Raw genomic sequence first — 26422 nt, 5'->3', positions numbered from 1 at the left:
GTCTCGCAGCGCGCGTCCACATTCCAGCCGTGCCGCCGCGACGTGTGCCTCAGTCGAGCTCGTCGAGCCGCGGCGGGTTGGCTCCCGGGCGGGACACGGTGATCGCGGCGACCTTCGTGCAGCGCTCGAGCACCGCCGTGAGAGTGGCCGCGTCGACCGCCCTGAGCGCGGCGCGGCGTGCACCGCCGAGCAGGTCGGCGGACCACAGGCCGTCGATGAGCGCACCCATGAACGAGTCGCCGGCACCGACCGTGTCGGCGACCTCCGTCGGAGGAGCGGCCACCTCGACCGTGCCTCCCGGGTACCAGGCGACAGCGCCCTCACCGCCGCGCGTCATGACGACGATGCCGCCCTGGCGCTTCTGCCACAGCCCGGCGCTCACATCGGGGCTGCGGTGCGGGTAGAGCCAGGCGAGGTCCTCGTCGGAGACCTTGACGACGTCGGCCAGCATGACGAGCTCCTCGATGCGTGGCGCCGCGGTGAGCGGCATGCCCATGAGGGTCGGGCGGACGTTCGGGTCGTACGTGATGGTCACGTTCGGCTGGAAGCGGCGCATGAGCGCGAGGACGTCGTCGCCGCCGGGGGCGAGGGTCGCGGCGATCGAGCCGGAGTGGATCGCGACGGTGCTTTGCGGCACCTCGACGTCGTGCGGCATGCGCCACTCGATCTCGAAGTCGTAGGTCGCGGCGCCCTTCGCGTCGAGCTGCGCGGTCGCGATCGAGGTCTGCGCGGCACCCGTGGCGCCCGGAGCGAGGGAGACGCCGGACGCGCCCAGCCAGCGGCGGATCATCGAGCCGTACGCGTCCTCGCCGATCCAGGCGAGGAGCTGCACGTCGCGGCCGAGGCGGCCGAGCGTGATCGCGACGTTCGCAGGGCTTCCGCCCGGGTGCTCGTCGACCGTGCCGTCCTGACGGTGCACGACGTCGATGAGCGCCTCGCCGACGACAAGGACCTGGGCGGGTGCGTCTGCACCACCGGGAGCTGTCTTCGGGGCCATCAGTCCTCGTCCTCCTGCTCGGTCGCCGCGCCGGAAGCGCGCTTCTGCGCGGCCTCGAGACGCTCGCGTGCGCCGTCGAGCCACGTCTGGCAGCGGGCGGCGAGCGCCTCGCCGCGCTCCCAGAGCGCGAGGCTCGCCTCGAGCGGCTCGCCGCCGGCCTCGAGCCGGGCGACGACCTGGACGAGCTCGTCGCGCGCCTCCTCGTAGCTCAGGGAGTCGACGTCGGGCAGCTGCGGCTGGGGTGTGGTCACGGACATACCGTAGCCAAGTCGACCGACACGCTGCGGGCCGTCCGTCCCGTGGCCTGGCCCGCTCGCCTCGCCACCTGTCAGACCGGCTGCGTCGCTCAACGATGCGCGCGGTCTGACAACGGCGCGCCTTCGGGCGCGGCGGCACGCGGGCTGCCGGGCCCGGGCCGCCGTTCGGTCAGTCGACGGTCGCGGCGACCTCACCGTCGGTGAGGCGGACGCGCAGCGCGTCACCCGACGCGACCTGGGCGGCGTCGCGCAGCACGCTCCCGTCGGCGACCTGCACGACGGCGTAGCCGCGCTCGAGCACGGACGCGGGGGACAGCGCACGGACCTGCGCGCGCAGCCGGTCGACCTCGGCGCCCGCGCGCAAGAGTGCCGCGGAGAACGCGCTGCGGCCGTGCCGCGCGAGCTGCTCGACGTCGTCCGAGCGGCGCTCGATCATCGAGCCTGGCTCCGCGAGCACGGGGCGTGAGCGGATCGCGTCGAGGCCGTGCTGCTCGCGGTCGAGACGCCCGCGGACGGCCCGCTGCATCCGCTCGCGCGCCTGTCGGAGCCGCAGCCGCTCCTCCGCGACGTCGGGCACGATGCGCTTCGCGGCGTCGGTCGGGGTCGACGCGCGGAAGTCCGCGACGAGGTCGAGCAGGGGCGAGTCCGTCTCGTGGCCGATCGCCGAGACGAGCGGCGTGCGGCACGCCGCCGCGGCGCGCACGAGCGTCTCGTTCGAGAACGGCAGGAGGTCCTCGACGGCGCCGCCGCCACGCGCGACGACGATCACCTCGACATCCTCACGCGCGTCGAGCTCGGCGATCGCGGCGCTCACCTGCGGGACGGCCGCGGTGCCCTGCACCGCGACCTCACGGATCTCGAACCGCACCTCGGGCCAGCGGGCGCGCGCGTTGACCACGACGTCGTGCTCCGCCTTCGACTCGCGGCCGCACACGAGCCCGACGACGCGCGGCAGGAACGGCAGGGGACGCTTGCGCTCGGCTGCGAACAGGCCTTCCGCGGCGAGGATCGACTTGAGGTGCTCGATCCGGGCGAGCAGGTCGCCGAGACCGAGCGCGCGCACCTCGTCGGCCTGCATCTGGAACGAGCCGCGGCCCTTCCAGAAGGTCGGCTTCGCGTGCACGACGACGTGCGCGCCCTCCGCGAGCGGCGTCGTCTGCCCCGCGAGGACCTTGGCGTACATCGCGACGGGCAGCGACACGTCCGCGTCCGTGTCGCGCAGCGTCAGGAACGCCATGCCCGCACCGGGACGGCGGTTGAGCTGGACGACCTGCCCCTCGATCCACACGGGCGACATCTTGTCGATGTAGTCCGCGATCTTCGCGGACAGCAGCCGGACGGGCCACGGACGCTCCGCGGTCGTGTCGAGGGCGCGCGCAGGCAGAGGGCTGCCAGGGCCCGCGGACGTGGGGGGAGGAGCGTCGGTCACGCCCCCATCATCGACCACGCGGGTGACACAGGCTCTCCACGTCCCCGCCGGTCGCGGCGGAGGGCGGTCACCTAGACTTGCCAGGTGACCGAGACCCTCGCGCCCCGGCCCTCCGGCAGCCCCGCCGTGGGGCGCCACCGCCGCGACGACACCGCGGCCGACCGCCGCGACACGACAGCCGCGAAGCGCGTCCTGCTCGCTGCCCCGCGCGGCTACTGCGCGGGCGTCGACCGGGCGGTCGTCGCCGTCGAGCAGGCGATCGAGCACTACGGCGCGCCGGTGTACGTCCGCAAGGAGATCGTGCACAACAAGTACGTCGTCGAGACGCTCTCCGAGCGCGGCGCGATCTTCGTCGACGAGACGGACGAGGTCCCTGAGGGGGCGCGGGTCGTGTTCTCGGCGCACGGGGTCTCACCGGCGGTCCACGCGGCTGCCGCTGCGCGGTCGCTCGAGACGATCGACGCGACGTGCCCGCTCGTGACCAAGGTGCATCGCGAGGCCGTGCGGTTCGCGGCGGACGACTACGACATCCTGCTGATCGGCCACGAGGGCCACGAGGAGGTCGAGGGCACGGCGGGCGAGGCGCCCGACCACGTGCAGGTCGTCAACTCGCCTGACGAGGTGGACCGTGTCACGGTGCGGGACCCTGACAAGGTCGTATGGATCTCCCAGACGACCTTGTCGGTCGACGAGACGATGGAGACGGTGCGGCGGCTGCGCGAGCGCTTCCCGACGCTGCAGGACCCGCCGAGCGACGACATCTGCTACGCGACGCAGAACCGTCAGGTGGCGGTCAAGAAGCTCGCGCCCGAGTGCGACCTCGTGATCGTGGTCGGTTCCCGGAACTCCTCGAACTCGGTGCGTCTCGTCGAGGTCGCGAAGGAGTACGGGGCCCGCGCGGCGTACCTCGTCGACTACGCGAAGGAGATCGACCCTGCGTGGTTCGACGGCGTCGCGACGGTCGGCGTGACGTCGGGTGCGTCGGTGCCCGAGATCCTCGTCCAGGACGTCCTCGCGCACCTCGCCGAGCGCGGGTTCGTGGACGTGTCCGAGGTGCGCACCGCGACCGAGGACCTGATGTTCTCGCTGCCGCGCGAGCTTCGTGCCGCGCTCAAGGACTCGGGGCAGAGCCCCTCGCGTCCCGCCCGTGGCGGGCGCCGTTCCCTGCCGTTCGACCCGGCGTAGCCGGCGCCGAGCCACCGGGCCTGACGCGGGCGGTGCAACGCCGCACCGCCGGGCCGTGCCCGGGCGGTGGAGCGCTGAGCCGCCCGGCCGGACGAGACCGGGCGGGCTGCCTCAGTCCGGGAAGACGCCGGTGGACAGGTAGCGGTCGCCGCGGTCGGCGACGATGAAGACGATCGTCGCGTCCGGCGTCTCGCGGGCGAGGCGGAGCGCGACGGCGGCCGCGCCGCCGGAGGAGACACCCGCGAAGATGCCCTCGCGGCGGGCGAGCGCCCGCATCGTGTCCTCCGCGTCGCCCTGGCTGACGTACCGCAGCTCGTCGACGACGCTCGGGTCGTAGACGCGCGGGAGGTACTCCTGCGGCCAGGCGCGGATGCCGGGGATGCGGGCGCCTTCCTCGGGCTGCACGCCGACGACGCGCACGTCCTCGGACCGGGACTTGAGGTAGCGGCCCGTGCCGGTGATCGTCCCGGTCGTGCCCATGGACGACACGAGGTGGGTGATGCGTCCGCTCGTCTGCTGCCAGAGCTCGGGGCCGGTGCCGGCCTCGTGGGCGGCCGGGTTGTCGGGGTTCGCGAACTGGTCGAGGACGATGCCCTCGCCCGCGGCGACCATGGCGGCGGCGACGTCACGAGAGTGCTCCATGCCGCGCTCGCGGGCGGTGAGGACGAGCTCGGCGCCATAGGCGCGCATGGTCCGGGCGCGCTCGACGGAGAGGTCCTCGGGCATGACGAGGATCAGGCGGTAGCCCTTGATCGCTGCGGCCATGGCGAGGGCGATGCCGGTGTTGCCGCTCGTGGCTTCGATGAGGGTGTCGCCGGGGCGGATGTCGCCGCGCTCCTCGGCGCGGGCGATCATCGACAGCGCGGGCCGGTCCTTGACGGACCCGGCGGGGTTGTTGCCCTCGAGCTTCGCGAGGACGACGGTGCCGGGCGCGGCGTCCTCGGCGAGGCGTTGCAGGCGGACCAGGGGAGTGGAGCCGACCGTCGACTCGATCGTCGGGTACTGCTGCTCGCCCATCTGTCCTCCACGTCTCGGGGCGGCCGAGCGCCGCTCAGCCCAGGCTACGGACTCTCTCGCCGAGGTCGGGGAACCGTGTGGCGCCGTCTCGCTGCATGGCGTCATCTCGCTGCATGGCGTCATCTCGCTGCGCGGCCACGAGCTCAGGAGCGCTCACGGTCGACAGGCGCGGGTCGACGGGGGCGGGGCCCTCGAGCTCGCCGTCCACGACGCCGAGCGACTGGAACCGTCGCGCCGAGACGAGGACGCGGGTCTCGAGGGAGCCGATCGTCTGGTTGTAGGCGGCTGCGCTGCTCTCGATCGCGCGGCCGAGCTTGCCGAGGTGCCCCGAGAGCGTCGCGAGCCTGCCGTGCAGCTCCTTGCCGAGGGACAGCACCTGCTGGGCGTTGTCGGCGAGAGTCTCCTGGCGCCAGGCGTACGCGACCGTGCGCAGCAGCGCGAGCAACGTCATGGGGGTCGCGACGACGACGTTGCGGTCGAACGCGTGCTCCACGAGCCCCGGGTCCGCCTCGAGCGCGGCGTGGAGGAACGGGTCGGCGGGGACGAACAGCACGACGAACTCGGGGGACGGCGCGAGCCGCTCCCAGTAGCGCTTGCTCGAGAGGTCGTCGACGTGGCGGCGCACGGCGCGGGCGTGCGCGGCGAGGCGCTCGGCGCGCACCGCCGGGTCGTCCGTCTCGGAGGCCTCGAGGTATGCGTTGAACGGCACCTTGGCGTCGACGACGACGTTCTTGCCGCCCGCGAGGCGCACGACCATGTCGGGTCGCAGCAGACCGTCGTCCGTGCGCACGCTCGACTGCTCGACGAAGTCGACGCGCGCGAGCATCCCCGCGCTCTCGACGACCCGCCGCAGCTGCGTCTCGCCCCAGCGCCCGCGCACCTGTGCGGACCGCAGCGCGGTCACGAGACGGCTCGTCTCGGCACGCAGCAGCTCCGAGGACTCGCGCATCGCGCGCACCTGCTCGGTGAGCGTCGACGTCCCGGCGAGCCGCGCCCGTTCAGCGTCGGCGACCTGGGACTTGAGCTGCTCGAGCGTCGTCGCGAGGGGGTCGACGAGCGCGCGCACGGCCGCCTCCCGTCGCTCCATGTCGGCCTGCCCGGCGACCTGCGTCGTGCGGACCCGCTGCTCGGTGAGCTCGAGCAGCCGCTCCGAGCTCGTCGCGAGCGCCTCGGCAGCGAGGTCGCGGAACTGCACCGCGGCTTGCTGGCGCTCGTGCGCGAGGATCTCCTCGCGCTGCGCAGCGGCGCGGCGCTCCGCCTCGAGCTCCGCGGCGAGGCGCTCGGCGCGCAGAGCGGCGTGGCGCTCGTCGCCGCTGCGACGGGCACCCGCGAGCAGGTAGCCCGCGGCGAAGGCGAGCGCGAGGGCGACGATCGAGACCGCGAGAGCGGTCGGGCTCATGTCCATGGCGTCACCCTCGCAGAGGGCTCTGACACTCGTCCCAGCCAGGAAGCAGCAGGTCCCGTACGCTCTTGACATGTCGACGTCCTCCACCGCCCAGGGCGCCCCGGCGCTCGCCCTGCGCGGGTTGTGGAAGCGCTTCGGCGAGAAGGTCGCCGTCGCGGGCATCGACCTGACCGTGCCCGCCGGCTCGTTCTACGGCCTCGTCGGGCCGAACGGCGCCGGCAAGACGACGACCCTCTCGATGGCGACGGGCCTGCTGCGCCCGGACGCTGGCAGCGTCCACGTCCAGGGCCTCGACCTGTGGCGCGACCCGGACGCAGCCAAGCGCACCCTCGGCGTCCTGCCCGACGGCATGCGGCTCTTCGATCGCCTGACCGGCGAGCAGATGGTCATGTACGCGGGCCTCCTGCGCGGCATGGACCGCGAGACGGTCGCGGCGCGCACGGCCGAGCTGCTCGACGCGCTCGACCTGCGGCGCGAGTCAGGCACCCTCGTGATCGACTACTCGGCCGGAATGACGAAGAAGATCGCGCTCGCGACAGCCATGGTCCACGCGCCGCGCGTGATGGTCCTCGACGAGCCGTTCGAGGCCGTCGACCCCGTCTCGGCGACGAACATCATCCAGATCCTCGGTCACTACGTCGACGGCGGCGGCACCGTCGTCGTGTCGTCGCACGTCATGGACCTCGTGCAGCGCATGTGCGATCACGTCGCGATCATCGCGGGTGGCCAGGTCCTCGCTGCGGGCACGGTCGACGAGGTGCGCGGTGGACGCAGCCTCGACGAGACGTTCGTCGAGCTCGTCGGCGGACGCCGCGAGGGGCAGGGGCTGGAGTGGTTGCGCACGTCCTGAGGCTGCGTCTGCAGCTCTACGCCAACTCGCTGCGCCGCAGCGTCTGGTTCGCGCTCGGGACGCTCCTCGCCCTCCTCAACGCGGTGGTCGTCGTGCTCGTCACGCTCGGCGCCGTCGGCTTCACGCGACGCGTCTCCGACGAGCTGTTCGAGTCGACCGGCGTGCTCGTCGGCGCGGTCCTCGTGCTCGGCTGGTGGGTGCTTCCGCTCATGGCGTTCGGCGTCGACTCGAGCCTCGCGCCACCGCGCTTCGCGACGTTCGGCACCGACCGGCGGCGTCTCCTCGTCGGTATGGGGCTGGCCGCGCTCGTCGGCGTGCCGGGGCTCGCGGCGGTCGCCCTCGTGACCACGCTGCCCCTCCTCTGGGCGGAGCGTGGTCCTACCGTTGCCGGCCTCGTGGTGGCGCCGTTGATCGTCGCGCAGTGCGTCGTCGGTTCGCGCGCCACGACGACGCTCCTCGCGCCGCTCATGCGCACGCGTCGCTTCCGCGAGGCGGCAGGGCTCATGGTGCTCGTCCCCGTCGCCGTCGCGGGGCCCGTCGTCCTCAACCTGGGCCGGGCGCTGCGCGAGGGCGCGGACCTCGTGCCGCGCATCGTCGAGGTCGTGTCGTGGACGCCGCCCGGTGCGGCGTGGGCGGTGCCGGTCGCGGTCGCCCACGAGGAGTGGGGGCGGGCCGGCGCCCACCTCGCCGTCGCGGTCGCGACGACGGTCGTGCTCGTCGTCGTGTGGGCGCGCGGTGTCGAGCGTGTGCTCGTCTCACCCTTGTCGGACGAGGTGGGGGCGAAGCGTACGCACGGCCTCGGCGTCTTCGCGAAGGTCCCGACGTCGCCCGCGTGGGCCGTCGCTGCCCGCTGCCTGACGTACTGGGTGCGCGACGTGCGGTACGTCGGCAACCTCACCGTGCTGCCGGTCGTCGCCGTCGCCCTGTACTTCCTCACCAACGGCTCGCACACCGCGATCCTGCTGGGCGTGACGCCCGTCGTCGCGTTCACGCTCGGCTGGTCGATCGCCGCCGACGTCGCGTACGACAACACCGCGTTCTGGCTGCACGTCGCGTGCGGCGTGCGGGGACGGGACGACCGCCTCGGGCGGTTCCTCGCGCTGTGCGTCGTCGGGCTGCCCATCATCGTCGCGAGCGCCTTCGCTGCCGCGGCAGTCACGGGCCGCTGGGACTTCCTCGCCGAGGTCCTGGGCCTGTCGCTCGGCGTGTTCGGCACGTCGGCGGGGCTGTCGAGCGTCATCTCGGCGCGCTTCGTCTTCGCGGTGCCGCGGCCGGGGGACGGCCCGCTCTCGACGCCGCAGGGCTCGGCGACGGCGAACCTCGTCGTCCAGGGGGCCGCGTGGGCCGTGCTCCTCGTGCTGGTGGCGCCGCTCGTCGTGCTCGCGGTGCTCGCGATGCGCGGGGGCGACGTCGCAGGCTGGGCCCTCGTCGTCGTCGGCCCTGCGCTCGGCGCGGTCGTCGCGGCGGTCGGCCTGCGCCTCGGCGCGAGGCTCTACGACGCGGGCGTGCCCGAGCTCATGCAGCGCCTGCGGATGGTCGGTTGACACCACGGGCCTGCGGGACGGGGCAGCCCGCCGCCGATCAGCGCGCCGCAGGCGCGCGCACGACGCGCGGCGAGATGGCGACGGCGAGCAGCGCGAGCAGGAGCGTCGCCCCGAAGCCGACGGCGTACCCGCCGACGCCCACCTGCGCGACGAGCGCAGTCACGGCGGTGCCCGAGAGGGCGAGGACGAACGCGCTCATGAGCGCGTCCGACACCTGCAGCGCGGACGTGTTCGAGCCCTGCTCGTGCGGCTCGGAGAGGTCGAACACGAGGACGGCGAGCGTCGGGTAGATCATGCCGATCCCGAAGCCGCCGCACGCCCAGCCGACCCACGCGATCGCGGTCGGGGAGGCGGGGAGGGTGAGCGTCGCGACTGCGACGATCGCGACCGCGATGAGCGACGAGCCGAGCCGCAGGTACGTCGTCGGCGACCAGTGGCTGCGGCCGCGCACGGCGGAGCCGGTCGCCCACGTCACGGCGCCGACCGTGAGGATCGTGCCGGCGCTCGCGGGCGTCATGTGGCGCTCCGTCTGCAGGATCAGGGGCAGGAACACCTCGGACGCGAAGAACGCGGCCGCGACGATGCCGCGCAGGGCGACGACGGTCGGCAGGCCTCGGGCCGCGCGGAACGTCCCGCGTGGCAGGAGCGGCGCTCCGGCCGCGGTGGCCAGGGCGGCGCCACCCGCGACGAGCGCGATGCGCTCGGCCCCGTCGGTCGCGGCGCCGAGGGACATCGCGGCGACGCCCGCACCTGCGAGCGTCGCGAGGCCGAACCGGCGCCACGGCAGCGGTCCGGTCGCGCCGCCGTCGGCCGCCGCGTCGGGCGCGGGGACGCGCCACGTCGTCGTCACGATGATGATCGCGGCGGGCACGGCGATGACGACGACGGCGAGGAACACCCAGCGCCACCCGAAGGTCTGCACGATGAACCCCGCGATCATGGGGCCGACGAGCGACGGGACCACCCACGCCGCGGAGAACGCGGCGAGCACCTTGGCGCGCTGCTCGGCCGGGAAGGCGCGCGCGACGATCACGTACAGCGCGACGACGAACATCCCGGACCCGAGGCCCTGCAGGGCGCGGCCGACGAGCAGGACGGTCATGCTCGTCGCGAGGCCCGCGGCGAGCAGGCCGAGCGCGAAGGAGCCGACGCCGATGAGCAGCGGCTGCACGGGGCGCGTGCGGTCGGCGAGGGCACCTGAGACGACCATCCCGACGACGGACGTCGCGAGCGTGAGCGAGAACGCCGCCGCGTACAGGCCGAGCCCGTCGAGCGCCTTCGCGATCGTCGGCATCGCCGTCGAGACGGCGAGCGCCTCGAACGCACCCACCGTGATGAGCGCGACCATGCCGACGACGAGCACGCGCGAGCCGGCGGTCGGGGAGGTCTGGTCGGGGGAGGAGGGATCGGTGGTCACCGATGCACTCTAGACTTGACGACCGTGGCCCTCACTATCGGGATCGCCGGACTCCCCAACGTCGGCAAGTCGACCCTCTTCAACGCACTCACGCGCGCCCAGGTGCTCGCCGCGAACTACCCGTTCGCGACGATCGAGCCGAACGTCGGCGTCGTGCCGCTGCCGGACCCGCGGCTGAACAAGCTCGCGGAGATCTTCGGCTCGGAGCGCATCCTGCCCGCGACCGTGTCCTTCGTGGACATCGCCGGCATCGTGCGCGGCGCGAGCGAGGGCGAGGGCCTGGGCAACAAGTTCCTCGCGAACATCCGTGAGGCCGACGCGATCTGCCAGGTGACGCGCGCGTTCGCGGACCCCGACGTCGTGCACGTCGACGGCAAGGTCTCGCCGAAGGACGACATCGAGACGATCAACACCGAGCTGATCCTCGCGGACCTCCAGACGCTGGAGAAGGCCGTCCCGCGCATGGAGAAGGAGGTCAAGATCAAGAAGGGCGACGCCGCCCTCCTGGCCGCCGCCCAGCGCGCGCAGTCGATCCTCGAGTCGGGCCGCACCCTCTTCTCCGCTGCCGACGCCGAGAAGCTCGACCTGTCCGAGCTCGCCTCGCTGCAGCTCATGACGGCCAAGCCGTTCATCTACGTCTTCAACACCGACGACGCCGGCCTCGCCGACGAGGCGTTCCAGGCCGAGCTGCGCGCCCATGTCGCCCCGGCCGACGCGATCTTCCTCGACGCCAAGTTCGAGTCCGAGCTCGTCGAGCTCGAGCCCGAGGAGGCCGCGGAGATGCTCGCGGAGAACGGGCAGGAGGAGGCTGGCCTCGACCAGCTCGCCCGCGTCGGCTTCCACACGCTCGGCCTGCAGACGTACCTGACGGCCGGCCCCAAGGAGTCGCGCGCCTGGACGATCCGCCAGGGCTGGACCGCCCCGCAGGCGGCCGGCGTGATCCACACCGACTTCGAGCGCGGCTTCATCAAGGCCGAGGTCATCGGCTTCGACGACCTCGTCGAGGCCGGCTCGGTCGCCGCTGCCCGCGCCGCGGGCAAGGCCCGCGTCGAGGGCAAGGACTACGTCATGCAGGACGGCGACGTCGTGGAGTTCCGCTTTAACGTCTAGCGTTATTGACGGATCCCGTTATAGACTGACTCCATGATCAGATCGTTCGGCGACAAGGCGACCGAACGGCTGTGGCGTCGTGAGCGCGTGCGATCCATCGATCCGAGGATCCATCGCGTCGCACTGCGCAAGCTGCGTCAGGTGGGGTCCGCGGAGTCTCTCGAGGACCTCCGCGTCCCACCCGGCAACCGGCTCGAGGCCCTCAAGGGTGATCGGGTGGGACAGCACAGCATCAGGATCAACGACCAGTGGCGTATCTGCTTCGTGTGGACCGACGCCGGACCGGAGGAGGTGCAGATCGTTGACTACCACTGACAAGATCGAGCCGATCCACCCAGGTGAGGTCCTCATGGAGGACTTCATCGAGGGCTTCGGCATCACACAGAACAAGCTCGCCGTCTCGATCGGGGTGCCGCCCCGACGGATCAACGAGATCGTGCACGGCAAGCGAGGCATCACGGCGGACACCGCGCTGCGGCTCGCGAAGTACTTCGGCACGTCGGCGGAGTTCTGGATCAACCTGCAGAGCCACTACGAGCTGGACCGTGCGGAGGACCTCGCGGGCGAGCAGATCGCGTCGATCACGCCCCTGCAGGTCGCGTGAAGTTCGGGGGAATGGACGCCGACGAGGTCGTCCGCGTCATTGACTGGCTCGACAAGCGCTCTGTCGTCTACCAGGTGAACGGCGGCTGGGCTGTTGATGCCCTCCTCGGATCCCAGTCCAGAACGCACGGCGACCTGGATCTCTTCGTTGACGCGACAGAGGTCGACCCCCTCATCGAGTGGCTGTCCGGCCGCGGGTATGAGGTCGTCGAGGACTGGCGGCCGATCCGTGTGGAGCTGCGATCGGATGATCGGGCCGTGGACATCCACCCGATGGAGCTGGATGCAGCCGGTGACGGTGTCCAGAGAGGCTTCGGGGACGATACCTTTGCTCATCGCGCGCGCGATCGTGCCGTGGGGATGATTCGAGGCTGTCCCGTGGTCGTCGCGTCTGCGGCGAGGCTCATGGAGCTGAGGTCGGGATACGAGCTCCGACCTGAGGACCATCACGATCTCGACCTGCTCCGGAACCTGGGCAGTGGCAGAGGATGAGTGACTGTCGACGCGACTCGACCGAAGGTGGTTCTCCGTGCCGGAACTCGGTGGAGTTCCGCTTCAACGTGTGACGCTCATGCGGCGGCGTCCTTCGCCATTGCGAGCTGGATGAGGTTGCCGCACGTGTCGTCGAAGACGGCGACGACGACCGTCCCGTAGTCGGTCACGTCCTGCGTGAACGTGACGCCGAGGCCCTTGAGGCGTGCGACCTCAGCGTCGATGTCGTCGACCGCGAGCTGCGTGAAGGGCAGGCCGTCCTCGACGAGCGCCGCCTTGAACGTCTTCGCGGCGGGGTGCTGGTCGGGCTCGAGCAGCAGCTGGACGCCGTCAGGGTCCGTCGGGTTGGTGACGGTCAGCCACCGGTACTCGCCCATGGGGACGTCGAGCTTCAGGACGAACCCGAGCTTCTGCGTGTAGGAGTCGAGGGCCTTCGCTCGTGCTGTGGCTCGCGATCGGCACCTTCGTCATCTCGGGCGGCACCGCGCAGATGGCGCGCCGCATGAGCGGCCGCACGATCGTCCGCATCGGCCTCCTCCTCGAGGTCATCGCCGTCGCGGGCCTCGCCGTCAGCATCTCCGGCACGGCGAGCGCCTGGGTGCTCGGCGCATGGCTGTTCCTCTACGGCGTCGGCGTGGGCCTCGCGGCCGCGCAGCTCACGAACGTCATCATGATCGACGTCCCGGTCGCCGAGAGCGGCCAGGCCTCCGGCTTCCAGAGCACGGTCCGCCAGCTCGGCGCCGCGCTCGGCGTCGCCGTCCTCGGCACCTTCCTCGTGACGACGCTCGCGAGCGCGACGACGTCGAACCTCGAGAAGGTCGACGGCCTCCCGGCGCAGGCGCAGCAGGAGCTCGTCGCCGTGGTCAAGGGTTCCGCGGGCGCCGCGATCCCGAGCCTGTCGCAGATGCCCGGCGCGAGCGAGGCCGTGCAGACCACGGCCGAGCACGCGATGGTCGCCGCCGCGCGCGTCACGACGTTCGGCGCTGCGGGCTTCCTGCTCGTCGGCCTCCTCGCGCCGGTCGGCCTGCCGGCCCGCAACGAGCACGACGACGTCGCGCCCACCGCACCCGCCGAGGCGCCTGCCGCCGACTGACGGCAGCACCGAGACGCCGACGCCCGCCTCCGACCTCACTTCCGTGAGCGTCCGGGGCGGGCGTCGTCGTTCTCTTTGTGGAGTGCGTTCAGACGAGCGACTCGACGAACTCCCGGACCTCGTCGACGACGAGCTGCGCGACGGCGGTCGCGTCGACGGGGGAGGACTTGAGCACCTTCATCGAGTGGTCCGCGCCTGGGACTGCGGCGACGCGGACGCCGACGGCGTCCGCGATCGCGGTGCGCACCTCGTCGGGGCTGCCGAACGTGTCGCGCTCGCCCTGGAGCACGAGGCGGGGGAGAGCCGGTAGGAGCAGCTCGTCGGTGCGCATCCGCTCGGGCTTGCCCGGCGGGTGTAACGGGAAGGCGAGGCAGACGACGCCGGCCGCCCCGACGCTCTCCGCGGTCCGGCACGCGACGCGCGCCCCGGCGCTGCGGCCGCCGACGACGAGCGGGCGTCCGCCCGCGATCTCCGCGACGTGCGGTGCGGCGGCGAGCCAGCCGACGTCGAGCGCCGCGGGACGCGGCGCGACCTTCCGCCCCGCGACGCGCCACGGCTGCTCGTAGCGGACGACCGTGACACCGCAGGCGGGCAGCGCGTCGGCGAGCGCCGCGAGGTCGAGCGCGTCGATGCCGCCGCCGGCGCCGTGACCGAGCCAGAGCACCGCCCGGGCGCTGGCCGCCGGACTGACGACGAGGCGGCCGGGGCCGAGGTCGGTGGGGACGTCGATGTTCATACGTACTCCTCAGCGCGAGCTGACGCCGAACGCCTTGCCGACCGCGGCGTCGTCGGTGAGTAGCTCGAGCATGAACGCTGCGAGGTCGCCTCGCGGGATCGTGCCGCGCAGCGTTCCGGGCTGCCCGACCTCGAGCGCGGTCCAGGTGCCGGTCGCGGGCTTGTCGGTCAGGCCGCTCGGCCGAACGATCGTCCAGTCGAGACCTGAGGCGGTGACCGTGGCTTCCTGCTCGTCGTGGTCGGCGAGCGGCTTCGCGAGCGCGAGCATCGTGATCCCGCGCATCGCGCGGGGAAGCTGGACGGCGGAGCCGCCCGCACCGAGCGAGGACTGCACGAGCAGACGGCGGACGCCGGATGCGCGCATCGCCTCGACGACCGTGCGGGTGACGGCGGTGCGCTGGTGGTGCACGCCCTTCGCGCCGCCGACCGTGACGATGACGGCGTCGGCGCCAGTGACGGCCTGGGTGACGGGGCCGAGGTCCGTGGCGCTGCCTGTCAGAGCGGTGGCGCCCTCGGGAGCCGCGCCGCGCCGCGACAGCACGACGACGTCGTGGGCGGCGGCGGTGGCCAGTGCGGCGAGCCGGGCGCCGGTTCCCTGGGAACCGCCGATGATGCAGATCTTCACGTGCTCCCCCGGGGTGCGGTGGTGCCAGGCCTGGTCAGAGGGCCGTGACGGTGTGTTGAGCGTTGCTGGCCGCAACTGTTACATGAACTTAACAGTCCGTTGCCTGAGATCGTGAAGATCACATCCTGGGCTTTTCCGAGCGCGGGATCCCGAATGTGACCCAGGTCTCCCGGTGGAATTGCTATCAGGCGATATGTCTTGGACCAGCATGTGGGACACGGCCGCGTCCTCCCAGGTCAGCGCTGTGCGCCGCATCCGAGTCTGCGTCGCGTGGGCTAGAACCACATATCCCGGAACGGTAACGATTGCCTCGCGGAACGCTCCCCGAGACCCCTAATCAGCGGATTTGCTGTGTACGGTCTCCAAGAACCACAGTTGGTTCTGTACGTGGATGCCCCCAGGCTGCACCGATGGCTGTCGGTGCCGAGGCGCTCGAGCGTCAAGCCCGCGGGGGTCCACCCCCACGAGGAGGAACATTGAAGAACAAGCGGATGCACGCCGCGGTGGCCCTGACGGCCATCGGTGCGCTCGCCCTGACCGCGTGCAGCGGTGAGAGCAACGACACCAGCAGCTCGGCCCCGGCCAGCACCTCGAGCAACAAGTTCACCATCGCCTACAACGGCGACGGTGGCCACCAGGCTTGGGTCGACGCGGTCGCCAACTCGATCAAGAACACCCTCGGCATCCAGGCCGAGGGCCAGCCGTACGCGACGTTCGCCGAGCTGCGCCAGGACGTCCAGGACCGGAAGATGACCGGCGCGTTCCGCACCGGATGGCAGGCGGACTACCCGTCGCTGTACAACTTCCTCGGCCCGCTCTACGGCACGGGCGCCGGCTCGAACGACGGCGACTACTCGAACGAGAACTTCGACAACCTGCTTCGCCAGGGCCTCACCGCGGGCTCCGTCGAGGAGGCCAACGGCTTCTTCGACCAGGCGCAGGAGCAGCTCTTCACCGACCTGCCCGTCATCCCGCTGTGGTACTCCAACGTCACGGGTGGCTACTCCGAGAACGTCTCGGACGTCGAGTTCGGCTGGAACTCGCAGCCGATCTACTCGGCCGTCAAGAAGGACGGCGGCGACGGCATCGTCATCGCCAACGGCTCCGAGCCGGCGAACCCGCTCGTCCCGGGCATGACGAACGAGACCGGCGGCGGCCGCATCATGGACCAGATCTTCCAGGGTCTCGTGTCCTACAAGGCTGACGGCTCCCCCCAGAACGAGCTCGCCGAGTCGATCGAGTCCGAGGACTCGCAGCTCTGGACGATCAAGATCAAGCCGGGCCACAAGTTCCAGAACGGCGAAGAGGTCACCGCGAAGTCGTTCGTCGACGCGTGGAACTACGGCGCCCTCCTGAGCAACGCTCAGCTGAGCTCCTACTTCTTCGAGTCCATCGAGGGCTTCTCGTACGACGAGGACTCCGAGCTCGCGCTCGACATCGTCGACGACCACACCTTCACGGTGAAGCTGGCGCAGCCTGAGGCTGACTTCCCGCTGCGCCTGGGCTACACGGCGTTCATGCCGCTGCCGTCCGTCGCGTTCGAGGACATGGAGGCCTACGGCCAGGCCCCGATCGCCAACGGCCCGTACATCGTCAAGGAGGGCAGCTGGAAGCACGACACGTCGATCGACCTCGTGCCCAACCCCGACTACGACGGCCCGCGCACCGCGGCCAACAAGGGCATCCGCTTCGTGTTCTACACGTCGCAGGACACCGCCTACACGGACCTCCTCGCGAACAACCTCGACGTCCTCGACGCCGTCCCGGACAGCGCGTTCGCGACGTTCGAGACCGACCTCAACGGTCGTTCCGTGAACCAGGCCTCGGCCGTGTTCCAGTCCTTCACCATCCCCGAGAAGCTTGAGCACTTCTCGGGCGAGGAGGGCATCCTCCGCCGCCAGGCGATCTCCATGGCGATCGACCGCACGGCGATCACCGACGCGATCTTCCAGGGCACCCGCACCCCGGCCAAGGACTTCACGTCCCCGGTCATCGCGGGCTGGAACGACTCGCTCAAGGGCTCCGAGGTTCTCGACTACAACCCGGAGAAGGCCAAGGAGCTGTGGGCTCAGGCTGACGCCATCAGCACGTGGTGATCACCCTCCGGTGACATCTCAGGTCGGTCGGGCCGGCATGCCGGCCCGACCGACCTTGGCATGACGACGTGGGGTGGGGGACCGAGTCCCTCACCCCACCGTCGTGCCCCGACGCGCGCACTCACGCGTCGACGACTCGAGGTTCGTGCGTCTACTAGAGTCGTGTGGCGGATCTAGGTCGATCCGACGGCGCGACACGGCAAGTGTGGAAGGAAAGACCGATGGTCCGATATCTCGGACGAAGACTGCTGCAGCTCATCCCTGTGTTCCTGGGCGCGACGCTGCTCATCTACGCGATGGTCTTCGCGATGCCCGGCGACCCCGTCGCCGCGATGGGTGGTGACCGCGGTCTTTCTCCCGCCGTCGCCGACCAGATCAGGGCGCAGTACAACCTCGACCAGCCGTTCATCGTGCAGTACCTGCTCTTCCTCAAGGGCATCTTCACGCTGGACTTCGGCAAGTCCTTCTCCGGTCAGCCCGTCATGGAGGTCATCGCCAGCGCGTACCCCGTGACGCTCAAGCTGGCGCTCATGGCGCTCGTGATCGAGACGGTCTTCGGCGTGCTGTTCGGTCTCTACGCCGGTCTGCGCAAGGGCAAGTTCTTCGACGGCACGCTCCTCGTCGTCAGCCTCGTCGTGATCGCTGCGCCGACGTTCGTCATCGGCTTCCTGCTCCAGTTCTTCGTCGGTGTGCAGTGGCAGCTCCTGCCCGCCACGGTCGGCGCGGACCACTCGGTCAAGGCGCTGCTGATGCCTGCGATCGTGCTCGGCGCCGTGTCCTTCGCCTACGTGCTGCGCCTGACGCGCACGTCGGTCGCCGAGAACCTCACCGCGGACCACGTCCGCACCGCGACCGCCAAGGGTCTGTCCCGCGGCCGCGTCGTCAACGTCCACGTCCTGCGCAACTCCCTGATCCCCGTGGTGACCTACCTCGGCGCGGACCTCGGCGCGCTCATGGGCGGTGCGATCGTGACGGAGAGCATCTTCAACATCCACGGCGTGGGTGGCACGCTCTACGCCGCCATCATCAAGGGCGACCCGTCCACCGTCGTCAGCTTCGTGACGATCCTCGTGATCGTCTACATCGTGGGCAACCTGATCGTGGACCTGCTGTACGCGGTCCTGGACCCGAGGATCCGATATGCCTGAGCAGAACACCATCTCTCCGCGTCCGGGTCAGGGCCACTTCGTCGCTGACGCCGCGCTGACCCCCCTCGCGGTCGTCGACAAGGTCGACGAGACCGAGGCGCCGTCGAGCCTGTGGCGCGACGCCTGGAACGACCTCCGTCGTCGTCCGCTCTTCTGGGTCTCGGCCTTCCTGATCCTGCTCGTGGCCGTCGTCGCCTTCCTCCCGGGCATCTTCACCAAGAACGACCCGACGTACTGCGTCCTGTCGAAGTCGCTCGCCAACCCCGAGCCCGGTCACCCGTTCGGCTTCGACCGCCAGGGCTGCGACGTCTACGCCCGCGTCATCTTCGGCGCGCGTGCCTCCGTCACGGTCGGCATCGTCACGACCATCGCGGTCGTCCTCCTCGGCGGCATCGTCGGCGCCCTCGCCGGCTTCTACGGCGGCTGGCTCGACTCGCTGCTCGCCCGCCTCACGGACATCTTCTTCGCGATCCCGCTCGTGCTGGCCGCGATCGTCGTCGGCCAGGTCTTCACCGGTGGTGGCGTCTGGCGCGTCATCGCGGTGCTGGCCGTGTTCGGGTGGCCACAGGTCGCCCGCATCACGCGCGGTGCCGTCATGAGCGTGAAGAACAACGACTTCATCACCGCCGCGAAGTCGCTCGGGGTGTCGAGGTGGATGACGCTGGTCCGCCACGTCGTGCCGAACGCGCTCGCCCCCGTCGTCGTCGTCGCGACCGTCTCGCTCGGCACGTTCATCGTCGCCGAGGCCACGCTGTCCTTCCTCGGCCTCGGCCTCCCGGGCTCGGTGCTGTCCTGGGGCGCTGAGATCTCCAAGGCTCAGGTCTCGCTGCGCACGCAGCCGATGATCCTGTTCTACCCGTCGGCCGCGCTGGCTCTCACGGTCCTGAGCTTCATCATGATGGGCGACGTCGTGCGCGACGCCCTCGACCCGAAGGCGCGCAAGCGATGAACGACACGACAGCGGCCAAGCCGCTCCTCGAGATCCGCGACCTCAGCATCGACTTCCAGACGCGCGGTGGCCCCGTCCACGCCGTCAAGAGCGCCGACCTGACGATCTACCCTGGCCAGTCGGTCGCGATCGTGGGCGAGTCCGGCTCCGGCAAGTCGACGACCGCGCACGCGATCATCGACCTGCTCCCCGGCACCGGCAAGGTCACCGGTGGGTCGATCATGTTCGACGGCGTCGACGTCACCAAGGCCTCCAAGCGCGAGATCGTCGCCCTGCGCGGCAGGTCGATCGGCCTCGTCCCGCAGGACCCGATGTCCAACCTGAACCCGGTATGGTCGATCGGGTTCCAGGTCAAGGAGGGCCTGCGCGCGAACGGCATCGACGTCTCCCGCGGCACCCAGCGCAAGCTCGCGCTCGGCCTCGCCGAGGGGGAGACCCCGCAGCTCGCCGGCGGCGACCTGCTGCTGAGCCACGACGCCAAGCGCACGCTCATCTCGCTCCTCCAGGAGGAGCTCGCCTCGCGCCCCGAGGCCGAGCGTGACGCCGTCCTCGCCGAGGCGGAGTCCCGCCTCGTGACCGGTTCGACGACGCGCCTCGAGGCCGTCGTCGTGCTCGAGAGCCTCGGCATGCCGTCGGCCCCGACGGCCGTCGAGGGCCTCACGTCGGTCGCGACGAGCAAGGACCGCGTCGCCGGTCTGCTCGCCGAGGCCGGCCTGCCCGACGCCGAGCGTCGCGCCCGGCAGTACCCGCACGAGTTCTCGGGCGGCATGCGCCAGCGCGCCCTCATCGCGATCGGCCTCGCCGCACGCCCGAAGCTGCTCATCGCGGACGAGCCGACGTCGGCGCTCGACGTGACGGTGCAGCGCAAGATCCTCGACCACCTGGGTCGTCTGACCTCGGAGCTCGGCACGGCGGTCCTGTTCATCACGCACGACCTGGGCCTCGCCGCCGAGCGCGCCGAGCACCTCGTCGTCATGTACCGCGGTCGCGTGGTCGAGTCGGGCCCGTCCCGCGAGATCCTCGCGAACCCGCAGCACGCGTACACGAAGCGCCTCGTCGCGGCGGCCCCGTCGCTCGCGTCGCGCCGCATCCAGAGCGCCAAGGCTGCCGGCGTCGAGGTCAAGGAGCTGCTCGCGCAGACCGGTGGCGACGGCGTCTCCCAGGAGCGCGACGACGTCGTGATCGCGCAGAACCTCACCAAGGTGTTCCACATCCGTGGTGCCGCCAAGGGGGCGCGCGACTTCAAGGCCGTCGACGACGTGTCGTTCTCGCTCAAGCGCGGGACCACGGTCGCGCTCGTCGGCGAGTCCGGCTCGGGCAAGTCCACGGTCGCGAACATGGTGCTCAACCTGCTCGAGCCGACCGAGGGCAAGATCATCTTCGACGGCGTCGACATGTCGACGCTCGGCCGCAAGGAGCTCTTCGCCTTCCGCCGCCGCGTGCAGCCGATCTTCCAGAACCCCTACGGTTCGCTCGACCCGATGTACTCGATCTACCGCACGATCGAGGAGCCGCTGCGGGTCCACAAGGTCGGCACGGCCAAGGAGCGCGAGGCCCGCGTCCGCGAGCTGCTCGACCTCGTCGCGCTTCCGCAGTCGACGATGCGTCGCTTCCCGAACGAGCTCTCCGGCGGTCAGCGCCAGCGCATCGCGATCGCGCGTGCGCTCGCCCTGCAGCCTGAGGTCGTCGTGTGCGACGAGGCCGTCTCCGCTCTCGACGTGCTCGTCCAGGCGCAGATCCTCGAGCTGCTCAACGACCTGCAGAGCGAGCTCGGCCTGAGCTACCTGTTCATCACGCACGACCTCGCCGTCGTGCGGCAGATCGCCGACGAGGTCTGCGTCATGAAGCAGGGGCGCATCATCGAGCACGCCACGACGGACGAGGTGTTCGACTCGCCCCGCGAGGAGTACACCCGGGAGCTGCTCGGTGCCATCCCCGGTGCGAGCCTGCAGCTCGGCCCGGAGGCCCCGGAGGTCTGATCCCCGTCACGGACGAGGGAGGTGCGAGGCCCGGCGGACACGAGTCCGCCGGGCCTCGCGCCGTCTGCGGACAGTCTCGGGGCGCGGGGGAGCGGCCGCTCACGTCACGGACGTCACAGGAGATCGGCTTGCGTTCGCGATAGGATGGACCGTTGCGTAGCGGAGATGCACGCACGCGATCTCATCCTCCACTGAAATGAGTACCTCTATGTCTGTGCGCTCTGACCTGCGCAACGTGGCCATCGTGGCTCACGTCGACCACGGGAAGACCACCCTCGTCGACGCGATGCTGCACCAGTCCGGTGCTTTCGGTGCCCACGCCCACGTCGACGAGCGCGCGATGGACTCCGGTGACCTCGAGCGTGAGAAGGGCATCACGATCCTCGCCAAGAACACGGCGGTCCGGTACACCGGTCCGTCCGCGGCGGCGCTCGGCGAGCCTGACGGCATCACCATCAACGTCATCGACACCCCCGGCCACGCCGACTTCGGTGGCGAGGTCGAGCGCGGCCTGTCGATGGTCGACGGCGTCGTGCTCCTCGTCGACGCGTCCGAGGGGCCGCTGCCCCAGACGCGCTTCGTGCTGCGCAAGGCGCTCGCCGCGAAGCTCCCGGTGATCATCGTCGTCAACAAGGTCGACCGTCCCGACTCGCGCATCTCCGAGGTCGTCGCCGAGTCGACCGACCTGCTGCTCGGCCTCGCGTCCGACCTCCACGAGGACGTCCCGGACCTCGACCTGGACGCGATCCTCGACGTGCCCGTCGTGTACGCCGCCGCCAAGGCTGGCCGCGCGTCGCTCGAGCAGCCCGCCGACGGCACCCTCCCGGACAGCGAGGGCCTCGAGCCCCTGTTCCGCACGATCCTCGAGAAGATCCCCGCGCCGACGTACGACGAGACCGCCCCGCTGCAGGCTCACGTCACGAACCTCGACGCGTCGCCGTTCCTCGGCCGCCTCGCCCTGCTCCGCGTCTTCAACGGCACGATCCGCAAGGGCCAGACGGTCGCGTGGGCCCGTCACGACGGCACCATCCAGAACGTGCGCATCACCGAGCTCCTCGAGACGAAGGCGCTCGACCGCGTCCCGACCGAGCAGGCTGGCCCTGGCGACATCGTCGCCGTCGCGGGCATCGCCGACATCACGATCGGTGAGACGCTCACCGACCCGGACGACCCGCGTCCGCTCCCGCTCATCACGGTCGACGACCCGGCCATCTCGATGACGATCGGTATCAACACGTCCCCGCTCGCGGGCAAGGGCGGCAAGGGACACAAGGTCACCGCGCGCCAGGTCAAGGACCGCCTCGACAACGAGCTCATCGGTAACGTGTCGCTCCGCGTCCTGCCGACCGAGCGCCCGGACGCCTGGGAGGTCCAGGGGCGCGGCGAGCTCGCGCTCGCGATCCTCGTCGAGCAGATGCGCCGCGAGGGCTTCGAGCTCACCGTCGGCAAGCCCCAGGTCGTCACGAAGATGATCGACGGCAAGCGCTGCGAGCCGATGGAGCGCATGACGATCGACGTGCCCGAGGAGTACCTCGGCTCCGTCACGCAGCTCCTCGCGCAGCGCAAGGGCCGCATGGAGACCATGTCGAACCACGGGACCGGCTGGGTCCGCATGGAGTTCGTCGTCCCCGCCCGCGGCCTCATCGGCTTCCGCACGCGCTTCCTCACGGAGACGCGCGGCACGGGCATCGCCTCCTCGCTCGCCGACGGCTACGAGCCGTGGGCCGGACCGATCGAGACCCGCGTGACGGGCTCGCTCGTCGCCGACCGCGCTGGCAAGGTGACGCCGTTCGCGATGATCAACCTGCAGGAGCGCGGCTCCTTCTTCGTCGACCCCACGCAGGAGGTCTACGAGGGCATGATCGTCGGCGAGAACTCGCGCAACGAGGACATGGACGTCAACATCACCAAGGAGAAGAAGCTGACGAACATGCGGTCCTCGACCGCAGACAACTTCGAGAACCTGGTGCCGCCGCGTCACCTCACGCTCGAGGAGTCCCTCGAGTTCGCCCGCGAGGACGAGTGCGTCGAGGTCACCCCGGAGTTCGTGCGCATCCGCAAGGTCATCCTCGACCAGACGGAGCGCGGTCGCGCGGCGTCGCGCGCCAAGAAGAGCTGATCGACGCCCGTCGACGACGGGCACCCGTGCGACCTCCGGCCCTGCACAGGGCCGGAGGTCGCGTGCTACGCGCCGCGAGGCGCTGAAGGAGGAACCGTGCGGCTGCTCGCGGTGCACGCGCACCCTGACGACGAGACCCTCTCGAGCGGCGCGCTGCTGGCCGCGTGGTCTCGCGCGGGTCACGAGGTGACTCTCGTGACCTGCACGCGCGGAGAGCGCGGCGAGGTCATCGGCGCCGAGCTCGCGCACCTCGAGGGCGACGGGCCGGCACTCGCCGCGCACCGCGAGCAGGAGCTCGCGGCGGCGCTCGACGCGCTCGGCGTGCAGGAGCACCACTTCCTCGACGCGCTCGCACCGGGGGAGCAGGCTCGGTACGAGGACTCCGGCATGTCGTGGGTCGGTGGGGTCGTCGGCACCGCCGGGCTGCCCGACGACGTCCCGTCCGGCGCCCTCGTCTCCGTCCCTCTCGACACGGCGGCTTCGCACCTCGCCGCCCTCGTCGTCGAGCAGCGCCCCGCCGTCGTGGTGACGTACGACGCCGGGGGCGGCTACGGCCACCCCGACCACGTGCGGGCCCACGAGATCACCGTCCGCGCGCTCGAGCTCGCGGCCCCGCGCCTCGCCGAGGCCGGCGCCGTCACGCCGGTCCTCGTGTGCCCGTCGTTCCCCAGCGAGGCGCTGCGCGCGCAGCGGCGCGCGCTCGCGAGCGAGCCGTGGGCGCGCGACCTCGCCGAAGGTGCCGCGCTCGTCGCACCCGACCCCGACGCCGACCTTCCCGCGGTCGCGAGCGACGACCGAACCGTCGCACTCGAGGTCGACGTCCGCGACGTCGTCGACCGGGTGACCGGCGCGCTGCGCGCGCACGCGACGCAGGTCAAGGCCGTGACGCTCGCGCCGGACGGCGCCCCCGTGCTCGGGGCGTACGCGCTCAGCAACGACGTGCTCGCGGCGGTCCCCGCCGTCGAGACGTACGCGATCCTCGCGGGCGACCGGGCTGCGCTCGGCCGGGTCCTGACGGCCGCAGCCGTCCCCGGCGTGCGCGCGGTAGCGTGACGAGCATGACCAGGCGCCCCGAACCGACCACCGCCGCGACCCCGGCCGTCGCCTCGTTCACGTCGTGGCCGTGGGTCGCGTGGGCCGTGTGCTTCGTGCTCGGCGTGATGGTCGGCCTCGTGGGCACGATCGCGCACCGCAGCGTCCAGCCGTGGGGCCTCGTCGCCGCCCTCGTGACGCTCGTCGCCGTCTGCACCGTCGCCCGGGCGACGGCGGGTGTGGGGTCGCACCTCGCGGCGGGTACGGGGTGGCTGATCGCCGTCCAGGTGCTGTCGGCAGGCGGGCCGGGCGGTGACGTCCTCGTCCCGGCCGAGATCGTCGGGTACGTCTGGGTGTACGGCGGTCTCGTCGCCGTTCTCGCACCGCTGCTCGCACCGCGGTCCTGGTTCGCGGAGGTCCCGTGGCGGGTTCGAGACGCACAGCGGGACGCGTGAGGTCCGGGGGCGCCGCGCCCGTACGATGTAACTCGTCCAGCGGTACCTGCGGGGAGCCAGGAACCACGCCGCGGACGTTCGAGCAGATAGTGGGGCACGTGTGATGGCGAAGAGCGACGAGACGACCGGGTCGAAGGCGTCCCCGCTGGACGGTTTCGACCAGGACGGACCCCGCCGCAGCCGTACCCCCAAGGTCCTCGCGTGGACGGGAACCGGCCTCGTCGTGCTCGTGGGCCTGTACGTCGCGGGCCAGTGGGCCGTCGCCGACAAGGTCGCGCGCGGCACGACCGTCGCCGGCGTCCAGATCGGCGGCAAGAGCGCGACCGACGCCGCCGCCGCGCTCGAGGCGGGGCTCGCGGACCGGCTGACCTCGCCGATCGCCGTCGAGGCTGGCGGCCTCACGGCCGAGATCGACCCGGAGAGCGCGGGCCTCGCGCTCGACGCCGCCGGCACGGTCGACGGCCTCGTCGGCTTCGACCTCGCGCCCGCGCACCTCTGGTACACCCTCGTCGGAGGCGACGACGTCACCCCGCGCGTCACGGTCGACGACGCCGCTCTCGACGCCGAGCTCACGGCAGCGGCCGAGGCGCTGCGCGTCGAGCCCGTCGACGGGGCCGTCGTCTTCGCGGACGGCCAGGTCACCGCGACCCCGGCCACGGCTGGCTCGGAGGTCGACGTCGACGCCGCGCGCGAGGTCGTCGTGACCTCCTGGCTCACGGCCGAAGGGCCGCTCTCGCTGCCGGTCGTCACCAAGGAGCCGACGGTCACGCAGGAGGAGACGGACGCCGCCCTCGCGCTCGGCCGTTCCCTCGTCTCGGCGCCCGTACGCGTCGAGGTGGCCGACCAGAAGGCCGAGCTGCCGATCTCGGTGCTCGCGTCCGCCGCGAGCTTCGTCCCCGCCGACGGCAACCTCGAGCTCCAGCTCGACAAGGACGCGATCGCGGAGGCGGTGCTCGACCGGACGACCGACCTCGAGAAGAAGGCGGCCGACGCAAAGTTCGTCTTCTCGAAGGGCAAGCCGGTCATCAAGGGTGGTGACTCGGGCCTCGGCCTCGACCGCGACGCGCTCGCGACCGCCGTCCTCGCGGCCGGCACGGCGAACGGCGACCGCACCGCCAAGGTCGAGCTCGTCCCGGTCGACGCGAAGGAGAGCAAGGAGAAGCTCGAGTCGCTCGGCGTCAAGGAGGTCGTCGCGGAGTTCTCGACGCCGCTCGGTGCGAGCACGGCCGCGCGCATCCACAACCTCGAGCTCGGCGCGAAGCGCGTCACGGGTCAGCTCGTCCTGCCCGGCGAGACGTGGTCCCTGACCGAGACGCTCGCCCCGATCACCGCCGAGAACGGCTACCGGGCCGCGGGCATCGTCAACAACGGCCAGCTCACCGAGGGCGTCGGCGGCGGCCTGTCGCAGATGGCGACGACGACGTACAACGTGGGCTTCCTGCTCGGCATCGAGGATGTCGAGCACCGCCCGCACTCGTACTACTTCTCCCGCTACCCCGAGGGGCGCGAGGCCACGATCTACGTCGGGTCGATCGACATGCGGTTCAAGAACGACACCCCGTACGGGATCCTCCTGCAGTCGTTCGTCAAGGACGGCAAGGTCACGGTCCGCGCGTGGAGCACGCCGTACTACGAGGTGAAGTCCACGACGTCCGGTCGCAGCGGCGTCGTCTACCCGAAGACGCAGTACTCGACGGCACCCGGCTGCATCGCGCAGGGTGCCGGCAGCCCGGGCTTCACCGTGACGGTCACGCGGAAGGTGTACCTCGAGGGTGAGCTCGTCAAGGACGAGCCGCGCACGTGGCGCTACAACCCGCAGAACGCCGTCGTGTGCGGCAAGGCGCCGTCGGACAAGAAGAAGGACTGAGGGCGGGCGCGGCTAGAC

General features: G+C 71.3%; 24 protein-coding genes and 1 pseudogene. 16 read left to right on the top strand and 9 right to left on the bottom strand.

Annotated elements, in window-relative coordinates; translation table 11 throughout:
• Positions 1 to 49 precede the first annotated feature (49 nt).
• The 3 genes from ATL41_RS04440 to xseA all read right to left on the bottom strand — a co-directional run bounded on the left by ATL41_RS04440 (position 50) and on the right by xseA (position 2683).
• A complete protein-coding gene (locus ATL41_RS04440) occupies positions 50 to 997 on the bottom strand; it encodes a carbohydrate kinase family protein (protein WP_098457389.1) in 948 nt (315 codons plus the stop codon).
• Complete coding sequence (locus tag ATL41_RS04435; protein ID WP_098457388.1) at positions 997 to 1254, bottom strand: exodeoxyribonuclease VII small subunit; 258 nt, start codon at positions 1252 to 1254, stop codon at positions 997 to 999. Before ATL41_RS04435 ends, ATL41_RS04440 begins: the two co-directional genes overlap by 1 nt.
• Before the next feature lie 169 nt (positions 1255 to 1423).
• Positions 1424 to 2683: an exodeoxyribonuclease VII large subunit gene (gene xseA, locus ATL41_RS04430; protein WP_245854622.1), complete on the bottom strand. Its 1260-nt coding sequence runs from the start codon at positions 2681 to 2683 to the stop codon at positions 1424 to 1426.
• A 126-nt stretch (positions 2684 to 2809) separates the two neighbouring features.
• On the opposite strand from xseA, the gene ATL41_RS04425 reads away from it, so the two are divergent.
• Entirely contained in the window at positions 2810 to 3868 is a 1059-nt protein-coding gene (locus ATL41_RS04425) for a 4-hydroxy-3-methylbut-2-enyl diphosphate reductase (protein ID WP_098458927.1), read from the top strand.
• Between the two features lie 111 nt (positions 3869 to 3979).
• On the opposite strand, the gene cysM is transcribed toward ATL41_RS04425, so the two are convergent.
• Both cysM and ATL41_RS04415 read right to left on the bottom strand, forming a co-directional pair.
• Positions 3980 to 4885: a cysteine synthase CysM gene (gene cysM, locus ATL41_RS04420; RefSeq protein WP_098457386.1), complete on the bottom strand. Its 906-nt coding sequence runs from the start codon at positions 4883 to 4885 to the stop codon at positions 3980 to 3982.
• Positions 4886 to 4919: 34 nt separating this feature from the next.
• Positions 4920 to 6290, bottom strand: a complete 1371-nt coding sequence (locus tag ATL41_RS04415; protein ID WP_245854620.1) for a DNA recombination protein RmuC — start codon at positions 6288 to 6290, stop codon at positions 4920 to 4922.
• Between the two features lie 70 nt (positions 6291 to 6360).
• Here ATL41_RS04415 and ATL41_RS04410 point away from each other — a divergent pair, with 70 nt between their 5' ends.
• Positions 6361 to 7140, top strand: a complete 780-nt coding sequence (locus ATL41_RS04410; protein ID WP_245854619.1) for an ABC transporter ATP-binding protein — start codon at positions 6361 to 6363, stop codon at positions 7138 to 7140.
• Entirely contained in the window at positions 7122 to 8684 is a 1563-nt protein-coding gene (locus ATL41_RS04405) for a hypothetical protein (RefSeq protein ID WP_098457384.1), read from the top strand. The genes ATL41_RS04410 and ATL41_RS04405 overlap by 19 nt, the downstream gene beginning before the upstream one ends.
• Before the next feature lie 37 nt (positions 8685 to 8721).
• On the opposite strand, the gene ATL41_RS04400 is transcribed toward ATL41_RS04405, so the two are convergent.
• Positions 8722 to 10101 (bottom strand): MFS transporter, encoded by a 1380-nt coding sequence (locus tag ATL41_RS04400; RefSeq protein WP_143556567.1) that lies wholly within the window; start codon positions 10099 to 10101, stop codon positions 8722 to 8724.
• A 24-nt stretch (positions 10102 to 10125) separates the two neighbouring features.
• Here ATL41_RS04400 and ychF point away from each other — a divergent pair, with 24 nt between their 5' ends.
• From ychF to ATL41_RS04380, 4 genes are read left to right on the top strand one after another with little or no spacing between them, the layout of a single operon-like run.
• Complete coding sequence (ychF, locus tag ATL41_RS04395) at positions 10126 to 11211, top strand: redox-regulated ATPase YchF (protein WP_098458925.1); 1086 nt, start codon at positions 10126 to 10128, stop codon at positions 11209 to 11211.
• A 33-nt stretch (positions 11212 to 11244) separates the two neighbouring features.
• The gene (locus tag ATL41_RS04390) at positions 11245 to 11526 is read left to right on the top strand and encodes a type II toxin-antitoxin system RelE/ParE family toxin (protein ID WP_098457382.1); all 282 of its coding nucleotides are present in this window, start codon (positions 11245 to 11247) and stop codon (positions 11524 to 11526) included.
• On the top strand, positions 11513 to 11815 hold the full coding sequence (locus tag ATL41_RS04385) for a HigA family addiction module antitoxin (RefSeq protein WP_015771059.1): 303 nt from the start codon (positions 11513 to 11515) through the stop codon (positions 11813 to 11815). Before ATL41_RS04390 ends, ATL41_RS04385 begins: the two co-directional genes overlap by 14 nt.
• An 11-nt stretch (positions 11816 to 11826) precedes the next feature.
• On the top strand, positions 11827 to 12306 hold the full coding sequence (locus ATL41_RS04380) for a nucleotidyltransferase domain-containing protein (RefSeq protein ID WP_098458924.1): 480 nt from the start codon (positions 11827 to 11829) through the stop codon (positions 12304 to 12306).
• 77 nt (positions 12307 to 12383) lie between these two features.
• On the opposite strand, the pseudogene ATL41_RS04375 reads toward ATL41_RS04380, so the two are convergent.
• A pseudogene (locus tag ATL41_RS04375) lies at positions 12384 to 12731 on the bottom strand (VOC family protein); the annotation flags it as partial.
• Between the two features lie 14 nt (positions 12732 to 12745).
• Here ATL41_RS04375 and ATL41_RS04370 point away from each other — a divergent pair.
• The gene (locus tag ATL41_RS04370; protein WP_098457380.1) at positions 12746 to 13399 is read left to right on the top strand and encodes an MFS transporter; all 654 of its coding nucleotides are present in this window, start codon (positions 12746 to 12748) and stop codon (positions 13397 to 13399) included.
• An 88-nt stretch (positions 13400 to 13487) separates the two neighbouring features.
• On the opposite strand, the gene ATL41_RS04365 is transcribed toward ATL41_RS04370, so the two are convergent.
• Together ATL41_RS04365 and ATL41_RS04360 are read right to left on the bottom strand one after the other, a co-directional pair.
• A complete protein-coding gene (locus tag ATL41_RS04365; RefSeq protein ID WP_098457379.1) occupies positions 13488 to 14135 on the bottom strand; it encodes an alpha/beta hydrolase family protein in 648 nt (215 codons plus the stop codon).
• A gap of 9 nt (positions 14136 to 14144) precedes the next feature.
• Positions 14145 to 14759: an NAD(P)-dependent oxidoreductase gene (locus ATL41_RS04360; RefSeq protein ID WP_169924494.1), complete on the bottom strand. Its 615-nt coding sequence runs from the start codon at positions 14757 to 14759 to the stop codon at positions 14145 to 14147.
• 491 nt (positions 14760 to 15250) lie between these two features.
• Here ATL41_RS04360 and ATL41_RS04355 point away from each other — a divergent pair, with 491 nt between their 5' ends.
• The 8 genes from ATL41_RS04355 to ATL41_RS04320 all read left to right on the top strand — a co-directional run bounded on the left by ATL41_RS04355 (position 15251) and on the right by ATL41_RS04320 (position 26404).
• Positions 15251 to 16855: a peptide ABC transporter substrate-binding protein gene (locus ATL41_RS04355; protein ID WP_098457377.1), complete on the top strand. Its 1605-nt coding sequence runs from the start codon at positions 15251 to 15253 to the stop codon at positions 16853 to 16855.
• A gap of 221 nt (positions 16856 to 17076) precedes the next feature.
• Positions 17077 to 18003 (top strand): ABC transporter permease, encoded by a 927-nt coding sequence (locus ATL41_RS04350; protein WP_098457376.1) that lies wholly within the window; start codon positions 17077 to 17079, stop codon positions 18001 to 18003.
• The gene (locus ATL41_RS04345; protein ID WP_098457375.1) at positions 17996 to 18952 is read left to right on the top strand and encodes an ABC transporter permease; all 957 of its coding nucleotides are present in this window, start codon (positions 17996 to 17998) and stop codon (positions 18950 to 18952) included. The genes ATL41_RS04350 and ATL41_RS04345 overlap by 8 nt, the downstream gene beginning before the upstream one ends.
• Positions 18949 to 20931, top strand: a complete 1983-nt coding sequence (locus ATL41_RS04340) for a dipeptide ABC transporter ATP-binding protein (RefSeq protein WP_098457374.1) — start codon at positions 18949 to 18951, stop codon at positions 20929 to 20931. The genes ATL41_RS04345 and ATL41_RS04340 overlap by 4 nt, the downstream gene beginning before the upstream one ends.
• Before the next feature lie 208 nt (positions 20932 to 21139).
• The gene (gene typA, locus ATL41_RS04335; protein ID WP_098457373.1) at positions 21140 to 23050 is read left to right on the top strand and encodes a translational GTPase TypA; all 1911 of its coding nucleotides are present in this window, start codon (positions 21140 to 21142) and stop codon (positions 23048 to 23050) included.
• Positions 23051 to 23146: 96 nt separating this feature from the next.
• Entirely contained in the window at positions 23147 to 24103 is a 957-nt protein-coding gene (locus ATL41_RS04330; RefSeq protein ID WP_098457372.1) for a PIG-L family deacetylase, read from the top strand.
• A gap of 5 nt (positions 24104 to 24108) precedes the next feature.
• Complete coding sequence (locus ATL41_RS04325; RefSeq protein ID WP_143556566.1) at positions 24109 to 24537, top strand: DUF6113 family protein; 429 nt, start codon at positions 24109 to 24111, stop codon at positions 24535 to 24537.
• Between the two features lie 103 nt (positions 24538 to 24640).
• On the top strand, positions 24641 to 26404 hold the full coding sequence (locus ATL41_RS04320) for a VanW family protein (RefSeq protein WP_098457370.1): 1764 nt from the start codon (positions 24641 to 24643) through the stop codon (positions 26402 to 26404).
• Positions 26405 to 26422: the final 18 nt, after the last annotated feature.

The sequence above is a fragment of the Flavimobilis soli genome (assembly GCF_002564025.1).
GTDB classification, from domain to species: Bacteria; Actinomycetota; Actinomycetes; order Actinomycetales; family Cellulomonadaceae; genus Flavimobilis; species Flavimobilis soli.
The sequence above is the reverse complement of the archived record's forward strand: the minus strand, read 5'-3'. Positions and strand labels throughout refer to the sequence as shown.